The organism is Streptomyces sp. NBC_00028, from assembly GCF_045041065.1.
Lineage (GTDB): Bacteria > Actinomycetota > Actinomycetes > Streptomycetales > Streptomycetaceae > Streptomyces.
In genome coordinates this window covers 4,469,257-4,483,725 of sequence record NZ_CP108293.1, presented here as the reverse complement: position 1 = coordinate 4,483,725, position 14,469 = coordinate 4,469,257, and the positions used below count along the sequence as shown (strand labels likewise).

13 protein-coding genes are annotated in these 14,469 nt (G+C 69.8%); 5 read left to right on the top strand and 8 right to left on the bottom strand.

Annotated features, from left to right (window positions below; translation table 11 throughout):
- Positions 1-27 precede the first annotated feature (27 nt).
- Together OG885_RS19935 and OG885_RS19930 are read right to left on the bottom strand one after the other, a co-directional pair.
- The gene (locus tag OG885_RS19935) at positions 28-1,569 is read right to left on the bottom strand and encodes an FAD-dependent oxidoreductase (protein ID WP_405733350.1); all 1,542 of its coding nucleotides are present in this window, start codon (positions 1,567-1,569) and stop codon (positions 28-30) included.
- A gap of 70 nt (positions 1,570-1,639) precedes the next feature.
- Positions 1,640-2,047 carry a DUF3040 domain-containing protein gene (locus OG885_RS19930; RefSeq protein WP_405733347.1) on the bottom strand — a complete coding sequence of 136 codons (408 nt, stop codon included), beginning with the start codon at positions 2,045-2,047 and terminating at the stop codon, positions 1,640-1,642.
- A gap of 104 nt (positions 2,048-2,151) precedes the next feature.
- Here OG885_RS19930 and OG885_RS19925 point away from each other — a divergent pair, with 104 nt between their 5' ends.
- The 3 genes from OG885_RS19925 to OG885_RS19915 all read left to right on the top strand — a co-directional run bounded on the left by OG885_RS19925 (position 2,152) and on the right by OG885_RS19915 (position 6,781).
- Complete coding sequence (locus OG885_RS19925; RefSeq protein ID WP_399949882.1) at positions 2,152-2,628, top strand: SRPBCC family protein; 477 nt, start codon at positions 2,152-2,154, stop codon at positions 2,626-2,628.
- Between the two features lie 89 nt (positions 2,629-2,717).
- Positions 2,718-5,171: a molybdopterin oxidoreductase family protein gene (locus OG885_RS19920; RefSeq protein WP_405742795.1), complete on the top strand. Its 2,454-nt coding sequence runs from the start codon at positions 2,718-2,720 to the stop codon at positions 5,169-5,171.
- Between the two features lie 428 nt (positions 5,172-5,599).
- Positions 5,600-6,781, top strand: a complete 1,182-nt coding sequence (locus OG885_RS19915) for a winged helix DNA-binding domain-containing protein (protein ID WP_405742793.1) — start codon at positions 5,600-5,602, stop codon at positions 6,779-6,781.
- Positions 6,782-7,060: 279 nt separating this feature from the next.
- Here OG885_RS19915 and OG885_RS19910 read toward each other — a convergent pair whose 3' ends face one another.
- The 5 genes from OG885_RS19910 to OG885_RS19890 all read right to left on the bottom strand — a co-directional run bounded on the left by OG885_RS19910 (position 7,061) and on the right by OG885_RS19890 (position 12,328).
- Positions 7,061-8,188: a three-Cys-motif partner protein TcmP gene (locus OG885_RS19910; RefSeq protein ID WP_405733343.1), complete on the bottom strand. Its 1,128-nt coding sequence runs from the start codon at positions 8,186-8,188 to the stop codon at positions 7,061-7,063.
- A gap of 99 nt (positions 8,189-8,287) precedes the next feature.
- The gene (locus tag OG885_RS19905) at positions 8,288-9,043 is read right to left on the bottom strand and encodes a DUF5131 family protein (RefSeq protein WP_405733340.1); all 756 of its coding nucleotides are present in this window, start codon (positions 9,041-9,043) and stop codon (positions 8,288-8,290) included.
- Between the two features lie 400 nt (positions 9,044-9,443).
- Complete coding sequence (locus OG885_RS19900) at positions 9,444-10,151, bottom strand: hypothetical protein (RefSeq protein ID WP_405733337.1); 708 nt, start codon at positions 10,149-10,151, stop codon at positions 9,444-9,446.
- Between the two features lie 744 nt (positions 10,152-10,895).
- Entirely contained in the window at positions 10,896-11,903 is a 1,008-nt protein-coding gene (trxB, locus tag OG885_RS19895; protein ID WP_405733334.1) for a thioredoxin-disulfide reductase, read from the bottom strand.
- Between the two features lie 5 nt (positions 11,904-11,908).
- Positions 11,909-12,328 (bottom strand): arsenate reductase ArsC, encoded by a 420-nt coding sequence (locus OG885_RS19890; protein ID WP_405733331.1) that lies wholly within the window; start codon positions 12,326-12,328, stop codon positions 11,909-11,911.
- Between the two features lie 131 nt (positions 12,329-12,459).
- On the opposite strand from OG885_RS19890, the gene OG885_RS19885 reads away from it, so the two are divergent.
- Both OG885_RS19885 and OG885_RS19880 read left to right on the top strand, forming a co-directional pair.
- The gene (locus OG885_RS19885) at positions 12,460-12,774 is read left to right on the top strand and encodes an ArsR/SmtB family transcription factor (protein ID WP_405733328.1); all 315 of its coding nucleotides are present in this window, start codon (positions 12,460-12,462) and stop codon (positions 12,772-12,774) included.
- A gap of 38 nt (positions 12,775-12,812) precedes the next feature.
- On the top strand, positions 12,813-13,601 hold the full coding sequence (locus tag OG885_RS19880; RefSeq protein WP_405733325.1) for an aquaporin: 789 nt from the start codon (positions 12,813-12,815) through the stop codon (positions 13,599-13,601).
- A gap of 113 nt (positions 13,602-13,714) precedes the next feature.
- Here the strand turns inward: OG885_RS19880 and OG885_RS19875 are convergent, their stop codons facing one another.
- The gene (locus OG885_RS19875; protein ID WP_405733322.1) at positions 13,715-14,458 is read right to left on the bottom strand and encodes a TIGR02391 family protein; all 744 of its coding nucleotides are present in this window, start codon (positions 14,456-14,458) and stop codon (positions 13,715-13,717) included.
- Between the last annotated feature and the right edge of the window lie 11 nt (positions 14,459-14,469).

Genomic DNA, 14,469 nt, shown 5'->3' with positions numbered 1-14,469 from the left:
TCGGGGGCTGTGCGGAAACGGTCGGAGTCAGATGTCACGCCGCTCCAGCGGGCGTACCGCGGGCCCCTGGAGGACGCTGCCGTCCGGGGCGAAGCGGGAGCCGTGGCAGGGGCATTCCCAGGCTTGTTCCGCGTGGTTGAAGGCCACGACACAGCCGAGGTGGGTGCAGTTCGCCGACACCGCGTGCAGCCCGCCGCCCGCGTCCCGGTGCACGGCGCAGCGGTGGCCGCCCACCCGCATCACGGCACCGTCGCCCGGCGCGAGGTCCTCCGGCGCCGGCCCCGACAGGGGCGGCAGCCGGTCGCCGACGAAGTGCCGGGCGACCTGCGTCTGGTGCTTGAGGAAGGACACGCCCTCGCGGACCACGGAGCCCAGGCGCCGCGGGTCGTACAGCCCGGCCCACTCGACCTCGCGGCCCGCCATCAGCTCGCTGATCAGACGGCCCGCCATGATGCCGCCGCTCAGCCCCCAGCCGCCGAAGCCGGTGGCCACGTAGGTGTGCCGGGCGCCGGGGTGGAGCGGGCCGACCAGGGGCACGGAGTCGGTGGAGTCGTTGTCCTGGGTCGCCCAGCGGTGGGTGAGGGTCAGGCCGGGGAAGCGGTTCTCGGCCCAGTCGGACAGCCGGGCGAAGCGTTTGTCGACGTCGGCGGTGCCCGGAGTGAAGTGCTCGCCGGTGACGATGAGCAGCCGTACGCCGGTGTCGTCTCCGTAGGGCGCGCTGCGCACCGAGCGGGTGTTCTGCTCCGGCGTGATGTACATGTCCCGCGGGGCCCGGTCGGCGTCGAGCGGGCCGGCCACGACCAGCTCGCGGCGCGGGGAGAGCCGGGTGAAGAGGAGGGCCCGGTCGAACACCGGGTAGTGGGTGGCGACGACGACGTCGTTCGCCCGTACCGTCACCCCGGCCTCGGTCGTCAGGACGCACGGCTCGCCCTCGGTGAGGGCGACGACCCGCGTGTCCTCGTACACCGTGCCGCCGCGCCGACGCAGGTCGTCGGCGAGCGCCAGCAGGTACTTGCGGGGATGGAACTGGGCCTGCCGCACCACCTTGACCGCGCCCGCCACCGGGAACGGCAGGTCGGTCGCGGTGACGAAGGAGGCCGCGAGGCCCGCCTCCCGTGCCGCCTCCACCTCGGCCCTCAGCTCGGCGACACCCTCGGCCTCCTCGGCGTAGGTGAACGCCGCCGCCTCCTCCCAGTCGCAGTCCACGCCCAGCTCCGCCACGATGTCCGCCGCGTGCCGGATCGCGTCCGTCTGCGAGCGGGCGTACAGCCGCGCCCCCTCGGCCCCTCGGGTGCGGCGCAGCCGGTCGTAGACGAGGGTGTGCAGGGCGGTCAGCTTGGCCGTGGTCCGCCCGGTCACCCCGGCCGCGAGCCGCCCCGCCTCCAGCACGGCCACCTCGCGGCCCTCCCGGACCAGTTCCCAGGCGGTGCTCAGCCCGGCCATGCCGCCGCCGATGACGGCGACGTCGACGGTGAGATCGGCGGTCGGCGGCGGGGCGGGGGTGCCCGGCGGGGCCGTCTCGAGCCAGTACGACCCCTTCAGTCCCTTCAGTCCTGCGTCGGCGTCCATGGCCGTCTCCTGTTCTGTGGTTGCGGCGCCTCTGCGCTGGGGTTCCTCGGGTTCTGCCCCCGCGCGGGGTTCACCGCCACGGAGTGCCGTGCTCCCCGGACCTGGTCCTCGCCTCGGGCCCGGCCTCGGTGACGCGGCACAGCAGCCGGAACGCCTGGAGCAGGGTCAGCGGCCACAGCGCGGCGAAGCACCACAGCAGGACGGGGTCGGAGGTGCGGACGCCCATGACGACGAGGAACACCGAGGCGCTCAGCAGGGCGGCCGTGGACAGCGGCAGCGCGCGACGGGGGGCCGGGCGGCCGGCGCGGTGGTGCGGGCGGCCGGCGCGGTGGTGCTGGCGGTAGGCGGGCTGGTGCAGGAGCCGGTGCATACGGCGGGTCAGGCGGCGGTCGCCGCTCAGTTCCGCCTCGATACGGCGCAGCGCCAGCCGCTCGTGCGGGGAGAGCACCACGTCGTCGGGGTCGCTGCGGTCGTTCACGATCGGCACCTCTTTCGTCACCGGCCGGGTTCCCCGCCGGGGTGAGGTGACGCCTCCCGGGTACTCGGCGCGGTGCACACAAGCAAGCGATGAGGGAGGAACTCATGAGCACGGTCAAGAAGGCGGTCGAGGTGGAGGTGCCGCTGCACCGGGCGTACAACCAGTGGACCCAGTTCGAGGAGTTCCCGAAGTTCATGGAGGGCGTCGACGAGGTGACGCAGCTCGACGACCGGCACAACCACTGGACCACCAGCATCGGTGGCGTCCGGCGCGAGTTCGACACCGAGATCGTCGACCAGCTGCCCGACGACCGGATCACCTGGCGTTCCGTCGGCGGCGACACCCAGCAGCGCGGCTCGGTCCGCTTCGAACGGGTGGACGACATGCACACCAAGGTCGAGCTGACCATGGACGTCGAGCCCAGCGGCGTCGCCGAACGCAGTGCGGACGCGCTCGGCATGATCGACCGCCGGGTCTCCGGCGACCTGCGCCGCTTCAAGGACTACGTCGAGAGCAGCGGCGACAGCGGTGGCTGGCGCGGACGGATCCGCCCCGAGGACCCGGGCATGACGTCCCTCTGATCCGGCCGAGAGGCCGGTGATCCGAGCCGTGAGGTCTCGCTGACCTCGGCCGAGAGGTCTGTCACCCCAGTCGAGAGGTCGTGAGCGTCGTGCAGCCCGAGGTGGACCGGATCGCGCAGCCCTGGGGCGAGCGCACCCCTTACGACCGTGACGGTACGTGGCCCGTGCGCGTCGACTCCTATCTGGCGTCCGGTGTCACCGCGGAGGAGGTGCAGCGGTGGGTGCCGACGGCATCGCTGCTGCACTCCAACGGCGACGCGATGGACATCGCCGTCGCCGACGGCCGGATCGTCGGCGTACGCGGCCGGTCCCGCGACCGGGTCAACCACGGCCGACTGGGGCCGAAGGACCTGTTCGGCTGGCAGGCGAACCACTCCCCGGACCGGCTGACCACTCCGCTGGTCCGGGAGGGCGGCCATCTCGTCCCCTGTGACTGGGACACCGCCATGGAGCGGATCGTCGACCGCACCCGGCGGCTGCTGGCCGAGCGGGGCGCCGACGCGCTCGGCTTCTACACCAGCGGTCAGCTGTTCCTGGAGGAGTACTACACCCTCGCGGTGATCGCCCGCGCCGGTCTGGGCACCAACCACCTCGACGGCAACACCCGGCTGTGCACGGCGACCGCCGCCGAGGCGCTGAAGGAGACCTTCGGCTGCGACGGCCAGCCCGCCTCGTACACGGACGTCGACCACGCCGATGTCATCGCCCTGTTCGGGCACAACATGGCCGAGACCCAGCCGGTGCTGTGGATGCGGGTGCTGGACCGGCTGGCGGGCGGGGATCCGCCGCGACTGCTGTGCGTCGACCCGCGCCCCACGCAGGTCGCCCGTCACGCCACCGTCCACCTCGCCCCGCGCTCCGGCACGAACGTGGCCCTGCTGAACGCCCTCCTGCACGAGATCATCCGCGCCGACCGGGTCGACCACGCCTACGTCGAGGCCCACACCGTCGGCTACGACGACCTCGCCGCCCGCGTCGCCGACTGCACCCCCGCCTGGGCCGCCGGCATCTGTGACGTACCGGCCGCGAGGATCACCGAGGCGGCCGAACTGCTGGGCGGCGCCGAGCGGTTGCTGTCCACCGTGCTCCAGGGCGTCTACCAGTCCCACCAGGCCACGGCCGCCGCCTGCCAGGTCAACAACCTCCAGCTGCTGCGCGGCATGCTCGGCCGCCCCGGCTGCGGGGTGCTCCAGATGAACGGCCAGCCCACCGCCCAGAACACCCGTGAGTGCGGCGCCGACGGCGACCTGCCCGGCTTCCGCAACTGGCAGAACGACGACCATGTCGCCGACCTCGCCCGGGTCTGGAACGTGGAGCCGTCCCGTATCCCGCACGACGCGCCGCCCACCCCGGCGATGGAGATCTTCGCCAAGGCCGAGCAGGGCGACATCCGGCTGCTGTGGATCTCCGGCACCAACCCTGCGGTGTCCCTGCCGGAACTGCACCGCATCCGCGGCATCCTGCGCCGCGACAGCCTGTTCACGGTCGTCCAGGACCTGTATCTGACCGAGACCGCGCAGTTCGCGGACGTCGTGCTGCCCGCCGCGACCTGGGGCGAGAAGACCGGCACGTTCACCAACGCCGACCGCACGGTGCACCTCTCCGACAAGGCCGTCGAACCGCCCGGCGAGGCCCGCCCCGACCTCGACATCCTGCTCGACTACGCCCGCCGCATGGACTTCCGAGACCGGGACGACGGGCCGCTGATCTCCTGGCACGACCCCGAGTCGGCGTTCCGGGCCTGGCAGGAGTGCAGCCGGGGCCGCCCGTGCGACTACACCGGCCTGTCCTACGACCGGCTGCGCGAGGCGGGCGGCATCCAGTGGCCCTGCACCAGCGCCTCGCGCGAGGGCACCGAACGCCTCTACACCGACGGCATCACCTGGGCCGCGCCGCAGATCTGCGAGACGTACGGCAAGGACGTGATGACCGGCGACTCGATGACGGAGTCGGACTACCGGGCGCTGAACCCGGACGGCAAGGCCGTGCTGAAGCCGGCGGACTACGTACCCCCGGACGAACTCCCGGACCCCACCTACCCGTTGCAGCTGAACACCGGCCGCACGATCTACCACTTCCACACCCGCACCAAGACCGGCCGCACCCCGCAGCTCAACGCCGCCGCGCCGGAGGTGTGGGTGGAGATCTCCGCCGGGGAGGCGCGGCGGCACGGTGTGGCGGAGGGCGACCTGGTCGAGGTCACCAGCCGCCGGGGCTCGCTGCGCGGCCGCCTGCGGATCACTGGCATCCGCGACGGCATGCTGTTCCTGCCCTTCCACTATGGCTACTGGGACACCCCCGAGGGCGATCGTCCCGGCAAGGACGGCGGCCGGGCGGCGAACGAGACGACGGTCACCGACTGGGACCCGGTCTCCAAACAGCCCCTGTTCAAGACGGCCGCGGTCCGACTGACCCTGCTCGAGCCCGCCGCCGGAGCGGTGAGCCCAGCCCCCACGACCACCGCCTCCGCCCCCTCCGGCCCGTCCCCGACACCCCCGACCACAGGCGGCCCACCGGCGACCGCGAGGCAGGAGGCGGGGTGAGGTAGCCGGCGCAGGGCGGGGCGGGGGCGGTGACTGTCCGGCGGGGGCGGAGTCGTGGAGTGGACTGCGCGTCCGGCGGCAGGGGCTGGGTGGCGGAGGCGGTCGTGCGGGAGGTGGAGCACGGCGGCGGAGGGTGAGGTGGTCGTGCTGCGGGCGGCGTCCGACGGTGGAAGTCGAGGCGGGCGTCGCCGGACGGGCGGAGGGATGGTGGAGGCGGCGGTCGTGCGGGAGGTGGAGCACGGCGGTGGACGGCGAGGGCGCGGTCGTGGGGCCGGCGGGGCGGGGGCGGTGACTGCGCGTCCGGCGGGGAAGGGCGGTTGCCCGTTTAGGACGGCACCTGGCCGCATTCCCTCGTAGCGTCGGGTTCGCAAGCCGGAGCGAACGTGAAAGGACGGTTCACGGCGGACTCACCGGGCCGCCGACTCGCCATGACCCACACCACCGCCCGCCCCAGGATCACCGACGACCACCGCCGAGCCCTCCTCGCCACCCGCCACCTCCTGACCCCCGCCACCCGCGCGACCACCTCCGAGCAGGTCGCCGACGCCGTACTGGGACTGCATGCCACGGACCCGGCCAGCGTGTACCTGACGGTGGCCGCGCGCATGGCGGCCCCTTCGACGGCCGACCTGGAACGCGCCCTGTACACGGACCACACGCTGATCCGGATGCTGTGCATGCGCCGCACCATGTTCGTCGTCCCGCGTTCCCTCGCCCCGGTCGTCGACGCCTCGACGGCCCGCGCCGTGGCCGCCCGTGAGCGGACCGGGCTGCTCAAGACCCTCGGCGAGCAACTCGGCTACGACGAGCACCGCCTGGCCGCCCTGGAGCAGGAGGTGCTCGTCGCGCTGGCCGGCCTCGGGGAGGCGACGGCGGCCCAACTCGGGGAGGCGGTGCCCGAGTTGCAGCAGAAGATCGTCATGGCGCCGGGCAAGGCCTACGAGGCGAGGCCGCGCATCACCAGCCGTGTCCTCGGGGTGCTGGCCGCCGAGGGCAGGATCCGCCGGGGCCGGCCGCTGGGCAGCTGGGCCTCCTCGCAGTTCCGCTGGACGGTGGCCGAACCCCACCCCGAGTTGCCCGCCGACGCGGCGCGAGCCGACCTCGCCCGCCACTATCTGGCCGCCTTCGGCCCCGCCACCACCGAGGACGTCAAGTGGTGGACCGGCTGGACCCTCACCGCCACCCGCAAGGCCCTGGCCGGCACGGAGGCCGTGGACGTCGACCTCGCGCAGGGCCAGGGGCACGCCCTGCCCGAGCACCTGGCGGCGCCCGCCGACCCGGGGCCCTGGGCGGCCCTGCTCCCCGCCCTCGACCCCACCCCGATGGGCTGGCGGGGCCGCGACTGGTACCTCGACCCCGCCCACACCACCGAACTCTTCGACACCAACGGCAACATCGGCCCCACGGTGTGGTGGAACGGCCGGATCGTCGGCGCCTGGACCCAACGCCCCGACGGCGAGATCGTCACCGCCGCGCTTCCCGGCATCCGCCTCACCCGCGACGCCCGCACCGCCGTCACCGCCGAGGCCGCCCGCCTGACCGCGTTCTTCGGCGACATCCGCATCCGCCCGAGCTTCCGCACCCCGCTGGAGGGGCGTCTCAGAGCCTGAGCCGGCCGCCGCGGGACATGAGAAAGGGCGGGGTCCGAGAACCCCGCCCGCAGACCATGAAGCCTCAGCTCACGGCCACACCAGGCAGTACGGCTGATGCCCCGCCTCATGGAGACGGTGGCTGAAGTCCTGCCACTCATGCAGCGATTGGGGGCGGGAGGGCGCTGACCTGCGGTTTCGCAGGGGAATGTGCGTTGACCTGGGAAAACTCCTCTCGGTAGTTCTCACGGGTCAACGCCGTTTCCCAGGCTCATGTGCCCTGGATGTGCCCTCGCGGTCTCACCAGAGGGCGCCTTGCTCGGCTGAGGGACGGGTGGTGGGCGGTGTCGTCGCCAGGCTCACTCGCGTCTTGGCATTGATGGCACGAGGTTCTGTCGTCACGGCGCCCGCCTCACGCAGCTGCCGGACGGCCTCGATCACTTGGGCCGGCCGGTAGACGGTCTCCAAGAGGGTGTACCGCTTGAGCTCCGGGATGGTTCGCCCGTCGGGCGCTTCGGAGATGAAGTCGTGCAGGATCCGTCGCAGCGGAGCCGTATCCGGTTCGAATACGAGATCAAGCATCTGCTGTTGAGTGTCCCTGGGGTCGCGGTAGCGGACGCCATAGGAAGGGTCCACCTTCCACATGGCGTCCTTCATCTTCTCCAGCCCCAGCTCGTGCTGGGTGCCGAAGATCAGGTAGAGGACCCTGCCGCCCTCGTCGACCATCTCGAAGTACAGCGTGTGCGTGAAGCCGGCGTGGCGCAGCGTGTTCCGGTACTGCTCCCGCAGGAACGTGAACTTGCCTGAGGGCGGCTGCTGGAAGACGCCTTGCCACTCCTGGCCTCCGAAGGCTTCGTCGCCGAGCTGACGGTGGCCGTCGTGCTTCTCGGCGAACCGGGTGAGGAAGCTGGGCTCGAAGGTCACCATCACTTCAGTGCTGGGATGGCGCCCCAGCTCCTGGAGGAGCGAGAAGGGGATGTCGGGTCCGCCGAAGCTGTCCAGCAGGACAAAGAGAGGCTTCCCCAATGCGCCGATGCCCCGCAGCTTCTGCAGGAGGGCCGGGTGGAAATCTCCGTGACGTATGTCGACCGCTATTCGTTTGGTGATGTCGTCCGTTTGCCTGGAGCGGACGAGCTCCATCTGGCGCTGTAACTCCTTGACGCGCCGGGCGTCCTCCTCCATGAGGATCACGCGCATACGTTTCGGGAACCTCTGCAGTGCCTCGGCGAAGACTTCGTAAGCGATGACCGGGGAGCCGGGCTCGCCCTGCTTGTAGACGCCGGCACCCGCGAAGCCTTCGGCGTAACTGATCACGTCGAGCCGTGACAACAGAATCGGCGCCCAGGCTTCCAAGTACCGCTTCAATAAGTCGTGTTTGGCCGCCGTGTGCGGATCGCGTTCCCACACGGCATCCTTCGGTACGGCCACGATCGCTCCCCCTACTCCCGTCGGCCCCGCTGGGGAGAGGGTCACACACCGTTGCCATATGCCACCAGAGTGCGTACGGCGTCTGCTGGACTTTGGCCGTTAATGGGCTGCGACGGGCAGGCGAGGCGGCATCTCGTCCCATGTCGCCCCATCGAGTTCGCGGCCCCCTGACTTCGGGCTGCGGCCACCCCATTGCTTGAAGAAGAAGGGCACTTCGGCGTGGTTGCAGGCGTCGCGGATGGCCAACAGCCACTCCTCCTTCACGGGCCGATGGTGGGGCCCGGACTCCCCGCCGGCAATAACCCAGCCGATGCCTTCCAGCTGTAGACCGGTAAGCGGACCGAGCAGCGGCTCACAGGACAGGAAGCGCACGGCAGCGGGAACTTGGCGAAGGTCGTCGACACGATCCAGGTGCTCTGCGTCTTCGACGGAGACGCCCATCCACAGGTTGGAGGGCCAGTCGAGTTCGCCGGCCACACGTCGCAACCTGCGGGCTCTCTTGGTCAGTAGCTGGTAGGTGTGCTGGGGAGTCTCGGCAATCACCTGGAAGACCTGCCGGACGAAGTCCAGGGGGACCTTGGCGTGGAATAGGTCGCTCATGGAATTGACGAAGACCATCCGTGGGGCCTTCCACTGGTGGGGAATGGCCAGTGCGTCAGGGTGAGGGGCGAGGCCGAAGCCCGGGCCGGACGTCCTGGGATCCCCGTCCGTCTGGTACTTGGCAACACCCATGGCCTTGAGCCGCCTGGATAACGTCAAGGCGTAGCAGTTGTCACACCCGGGGGAGATCCGGTCGCATCCTGTGGTGGGATTCCAGGTCGCCTCGGTCCACTCGATTGTGCTGCGATCGCCCATGGGTCCCCTCCCGTAGCGGGTGGACGCTGGTCATCAGCGCTTTCCCACCCGGCGCTTCGACTGCGCTGCCTAACGAGCGACGTGCCGAACTGACACGCGATCACCCCCATCCTTCACGTCGAACAGGTGTTCTGTGAAGGGGGTGTTGGGGTCGAAGGCCGATGCGTGACGTTCGCCTGAAGAGAAGGTCGGCCTGCGATTGCAGCCAGTCCGCTGCGAAACAACCGAAGCGTGAGGGTCGAGTTGTCGTTTGGCGTGAGGCTCTCTCCACGGGCGAACGTCGCTGGCGCGCGTGCCGTTCAGCATTGGGCTGCCACGACGGATCCTGTCGCCCTGTGACTGGCAGTCCCGCCCTCTAAGATCCGCCTCGACGCCATGAATGCTTGGCTAGGCGCATCGGCTACTCGGTGGGAGCAGCCTGCAGAGGGAAATCTGGCAGCCCTGCCCAGGACAGGGTCTCCCCAAGGTGGTTCGCCACGATGCTAGCCAGATGCTCGGCGCCTCCTCGGTAGGTTCGGGCACACGAGATAGCCCCATGCAAGGCAAGGGAGTGTTTCCCGCCCTTCATGGGACGTAGGACCGACGACGCGGGTACTACGTTGTTCTTCACCGGGCCGGGCCACACTTCGCTCCGCCAGCCACTGGCCATCCCGTGGGACAGACAATGGCGCACCTGCATCCACCCTTGGGCTGTGACCTTGGCCTGGTCCCAGGTCAAGGTGGCCGGCTTCCAGAAGGAGGCCCCAATCGCTGGCGGGGCCCACACGTCGACAGAGAAGCCCGTCTTGAGGCCCTTGGCCAAGGTCGGAAACTCCTTGACGATGAGCTTCTCGAACTCCTCGATATCAGGATTTGTCAGGTTCATCTTTCTGACGATCTGGGCGAAGCTCTGACCCTGGCCATAGAGAACCGTTGCGAAGAAATCCTCCGCAAAGCCCTCAAAAGCAGACAGGATCCCCAGGGTGATAGCCGGGGCAAGCGCCGCAGCGTTCCCTGCCCCACCGCGCTTTCGTGGATGAAGCGCCAGGAGCCGCGACGGGACAATCAACGACCGAGCGAATCGGTCAACGCTGGCCTGCAAGCTGGGAGCCAGAACTGCTGTTGCCACTGGGAGCCTCCTGGGGTTGATCCCTAAGAAGTCAGAGGATCCCATCCGGGGTGCTGCGCTGGTACGGGTTCGTCCCAGATGACGTGGCTGACACTGCACGCGGCGTTGCCGCCCAGTTCATACGCAGAGCATCGCTTCGGGCGGGCAGCTGAGCGCCTCGTGTACAGAGTGAGGCCGTCCGAGCCGTGGCCCAGCCGCCTCGACTGGGCCGTTGGTGAAGAGGGAGAGCGCGCTGCCCCTCTACCAGTCCCATCTCGACGGATCCGACCGGCGAGCTGATGAGGCCGAGAGATAGTCCGGCCAGCAGGTCCAGGGATCGCATGCTGCCGCGGGGGCTGACCAGGGCAGGCAGTATGCAGAGGCCGGGAGTGCGGGGCGCCCGATTTGGCCGTCGAACGAGGGCTGATGTCAGTGGGTGGGGGAAGAATGGGGGGTAAGCGAGGGAGGGACGATGTCCATACCAGGCGAGGGCTCTGACCTGCTCTTTCCTTCCCCCAGCGGATGCCGCTGGTGTGGAGTGGATGAGCGTGAGCACATGCAACGCTGGAAGCTGCCGGTTGGGTGGCATAAGTGGGAGGCGCCAACATTGGGGCAACGCAAGGAGCGGATGCTTGCTCGACGTCGTCGTACTGCCGGGCCCTTAGGGACAGGCTCGGCAGGCCCAACTACTCGGCTAGCTTCCTGACCTGTGCGAACACCTCTCGAAGCTGTTCTGGAACCTGCTGTGAACGATCTCGTGGGTGATCAGCCAGCGAGCGACTCTTCGCGTACAGCCAGGTCTTCGCCGTCCGCGAGGGCGGCGAGGTACCGCTCGGCGTCAAGCGCGGCCGCGCAGCCGCTGGCCGCAGCGGTGATGGCCTGCCGGTAGGTGTGGTCGACGACGTCTCCGGCGCCGAAAACGCCCGGGATGTTCGTACGGGTCGACGGCGACTGCACCTTCAGGTAGCCGGTGCTGTCCAACTCCAGCTGTCCTGTGAAGAGTTCGGTGCGCGGGTTGTGGCCGATGGCGATGAACAGGCCGGTCACGTCGAGGTCGCGGGTCGTGCCGGTGAAGACGTCGCGCAGGACGACTCCGGCGAGCTTGCCGCCCGCTTCCTTGATCTCCGCGATCTCGCTGTCGAAGGCGAAGGAGATCTTGTCGTCGGCGAAGGCGCGGTTCTGCATGACCTGGGAGGCGCGCAGGGTGGAGCGGCGGTGGACAACGGTGACGGAGCGGGCGAAGCGGGTGAGGAAGGTGGCCTCCTCCATGGCTGTGTCGCCGCCCCCGACGACCACGATGTCGCGGTCGCGGAAGAAGAAGAAGCCGTCGCAGGTGGCGCACCAGGACACACCGCGGCCGGACAGCTCGTCCTCGCGCGGCAGGCCGAGCTTGCGGTAGCCGGAGCCGGTCGCCACGATCACCGTCTTCGCGCGGTGCACGGTGCCCGACGTGTCCGTGACGGTGTTGATGTCGCCGGTCAGGTCGACCTCGACGATGTCGTCGTCGACCATCTCGGCACCGAAGCGCATCGCCTGGGCCCGCATGTTCTCCATCAGAACCGGGCCGTCGACGCCCTCGGGGAAGCCGGGGAAGTTCTCGACCTCGGGGGTCGTGGTCAGCGCACCGCCGACGAAGATCGCGCCGCCGAACACGAGAGGCTTGAGCTCGGCGCGGGCGGTGTAGAGGGCGGCGGTGTATCCGGCGGGGCCGGAGCCGATGACGATGACGTCGCGTATGCCGTCGCTATCGGGTCTGTCGGTTCCGTCGGTCACGGGGGTCACGCCTCCTGCTTGGCGTCGATCTCGGCGATCAGGGCCTCGATGCGCGTCTTGATCTCGTCCCGGATGGGGCGGACGGCCTCGACGCCCTTGCCCGCCGGGTCCTCCAGGGCCCAGTCGAGGTACTTCTTGCCGGGGAAGATCGGGCAGGCGTCGCCGCAGCCCATGGTGATGACGTAGTCGGACGCTTGGACGGCCTCGGTGGTGAGGATCTTGGGCTTCTGGTCGGCGATGTCGATGCCGACCTCCTTCATGGCCTCGACCGCGGAGGGGTTGACCTGGTCGCCCGGGATGGAGCCGGCGGAGCGGACCTCGATCCGGTCGCCCGCGAGGTGGCTGAGGAATCCGGCGGCCATCTGCGAACGCCCGGCGTTGTGGACGCAGATGAACAGGACGGAGGCGAGCGGGCTGGAGGACATCGGTTCTTCCTTCGGGAGTGGATCAAGAGGGCTGCGCGGGAGTCGGGTTCCAGCTCTCGGCGGGGAGGCCGGCGTTCGGTGAGATCAGCCCAAGCTGGTATCAGCCTGGAGTGATGTGAAAGTATCAGCCCATGCTGACGTCAGTCGACACTGATCTGATGCGGGTTCTCTCCGACCCGCTCCGCCTCCAGATCGTCACCTTGCTGGCCAAGGAGACACTCTGCACCACGCACCTGATCGAGGAGACGGGGGCCAAGCAGACCAACCTCTCCAACCATCTGAAGGTGCTGCGCGAGGCAGGGGTCGTGGAGACGGAGCCATGCGGCCGGTTCACCTACTACCGACTCAGGCCCGACGTCATCGCCTCGCTCGCCGGCCAGTTCGCCGACCTCGCGGAGACCGCGCGCGCCACCGCCGAGAACAACGTCAAGCGGTCCTGCCCCTGATCACCCCGCCTGACGGCGACCCGCACCGAGGAGTCCACTTGACCGCCACCGAGGCCACCGAGCACGACGGAACCGGGCAGTCCGCCATAGCCCCGGCCGCTGAGCCTCAGCCCGCCCCGGGCGCCACCCCGCCCCAGGCACCTCCGCTGCTCGCCAAGGCCGCCGCCGAACTGGTCGGCACCGCGGCGCTCGTCGCGGTCGTGGTCGGCTCCGGCATCCAGGCCACCGAACTAACCAAGGACGTCGGCCTCCAGCTCCTGGCCAACTCCACGGCCACCGTCTTCGGCCTCGGCGTCCTGATCCTCCTGCTCGGGCCGGTCTCCGGCGCGCACTTCAACCCCGCCGTCACGCTCGCTGAGTGGTGGACCGCTCGCCGAAGCGGCGTCGGCGTCACCGTACGGGAAGCGGCCGCCTACGTCCCCGCACAGATCGTCGGTGCGATCCTGGGCGCCGTCCTGGCCGACGCGATGTTCGGCGAGCCGCTGGTCAAGTGGTCCACGCACGACCGGTCAGCCGGGCACCTGTTGCTCGGCGAGGTCGTCGCGACGGCCGGGCTGATCCTGCTGATCTTCGGCCTGGCCCGCACCGACCGGCTCCGTTTCGCCCCCGTGGCCGTCGCCTCCTACATCGGCGCCGCCTACTGGTTCACCTCGTCGACGTCCTTCGCCAACCCGGCGGTGACCATCGGCCGCGCCTTCACCGACACCTTCGCCGGCATCGCGCCGGGGTCGGTGGCGGGGTTCATCGGCATGCAGCTCGTCGGCGCGGTGGTCGGATTGGCGTTGGTGGCCCTCATCTTCATGCCCGGCCGGGAAGCCAGCGAGTGAGGCACACCGCCCAGGTGGAGGTCCTCGGCGGCGACCTGTCGGGGCGCGCCGCCGGTTACCACCTGCGTCGGGAGATAGCGGCGCAGGTCGGCTGAACGTCGTCGACCACGGGCTTACGCCGTCTCCACCGCCGCGCTCTCCACCCAGCGCGCAAGGACGCTGAAAGCCGCCAACTGCTCCAACGCCTCGTGCTCGGGCAGCTCGGGGAGACCGTCCTCATGGCTGTTGGGGTTGCGTATCCCGGCGTAGCAGCCCTCCGCGAAGGCCATCGCGCCACGGTGGACGCTTCGGAAGGTGTCTCCGCCGTCGTCGACCATCAGTCGCAGACGGGGCTCGCCGGCCTTGGGCGAGTTCTGCGAGAAGACGCTCTGGAAGAGCTTCGTTTCGCTCAGGTCCCGGCGCCCGACCTTGTTCTGGGTCTCTGCGTTCACCTTGCGGGCCGCCGCGGTGACCGCCTCGCGGAAATGCCCACTCCGCCAGAGTGCCTTCGCTCCGTCCCATGCCCACGGGTGCATGAACCCTGCGCTCAGCTGTGGAGCGTCATCGCCGAGGCGGGCACGCACCTCGGCGTCTCGCTGCATGGCCGCATCCGCTCGCTGAGCCGCTTCGCGGTGCTGACACCAGCGGTTGACGGTCTTGTTCCTGTCACCGGGAACTTCGGTGCGCCAACGCGGGAGGACCCGGTCGAGGATCTGCTCCACCACATGGGCACTGGCCACGATCTCGGCTGGGGATCCTCGATTGGAGAGGTGCGAGCTGACAGTCATCACGCCGGGCGGGTCCGCGGGGCGGTACAGCTCGGTGAGCTTGAGGAACTGGGCCAACTCGTCGCGCGCCCAGGTGATGTCTATGCCCATGGCGTCAATCG

Excerpts from the sequence above, each read along its gene's own strand:
- OG885_RS19935 (WP_405733350.1), bottom strand. The coding sequence starts at position 1,569 with ATGGACGCCGACGCAGGACTGAAGGGACTGAAGGGGTCGTACTGGCTC.
- OG885_RS19925 (WP_399949882.1), top strand. The coding sequence starts at position 2,152 with ATGAGCACGGTCAAGAAGGCGGTCGAGGTGGAGGTGCCGCTGCACCGG.
- OG885_RS19915 (WP_405742793.1), top strand. The coding sequence starts at position 5,600 with ATGACCCACACCACCGCCCGCCCCAGGATCACCGACGACCACCGCCGA.
- OG885_RS19905 (WP_405733340.1), bottom strand. The coding sequence starts at position 9,043 with ATGGGCGATCGCAGCACAATCGAGTGGACCGAGGCGACCTGGAATCCC.
- OG885_RS19890 (WP_405733331.1), bottom strand. The coding sequence starts at position 12,328 with ATGTCCTCCAGCCCGCTCGCCTCCGTCCTGTTCATCTGCGTCCACAAC.
- OG885_RS19885 (WP_405733328.1), top strand. The coding sequence starts at position 12,460 with ATGCTGACGTCAGTCGACACTGATCTGATGCGGGTTCTCTCCGACCCG.
- OG885_RS19875 (WP_405733322.1), bottom strand. The coding sequence starts at position 14,458 with ATGGGCATAGACATCACCTGGGCGCGCGACGAGTTGGCCCAGTTCCTC.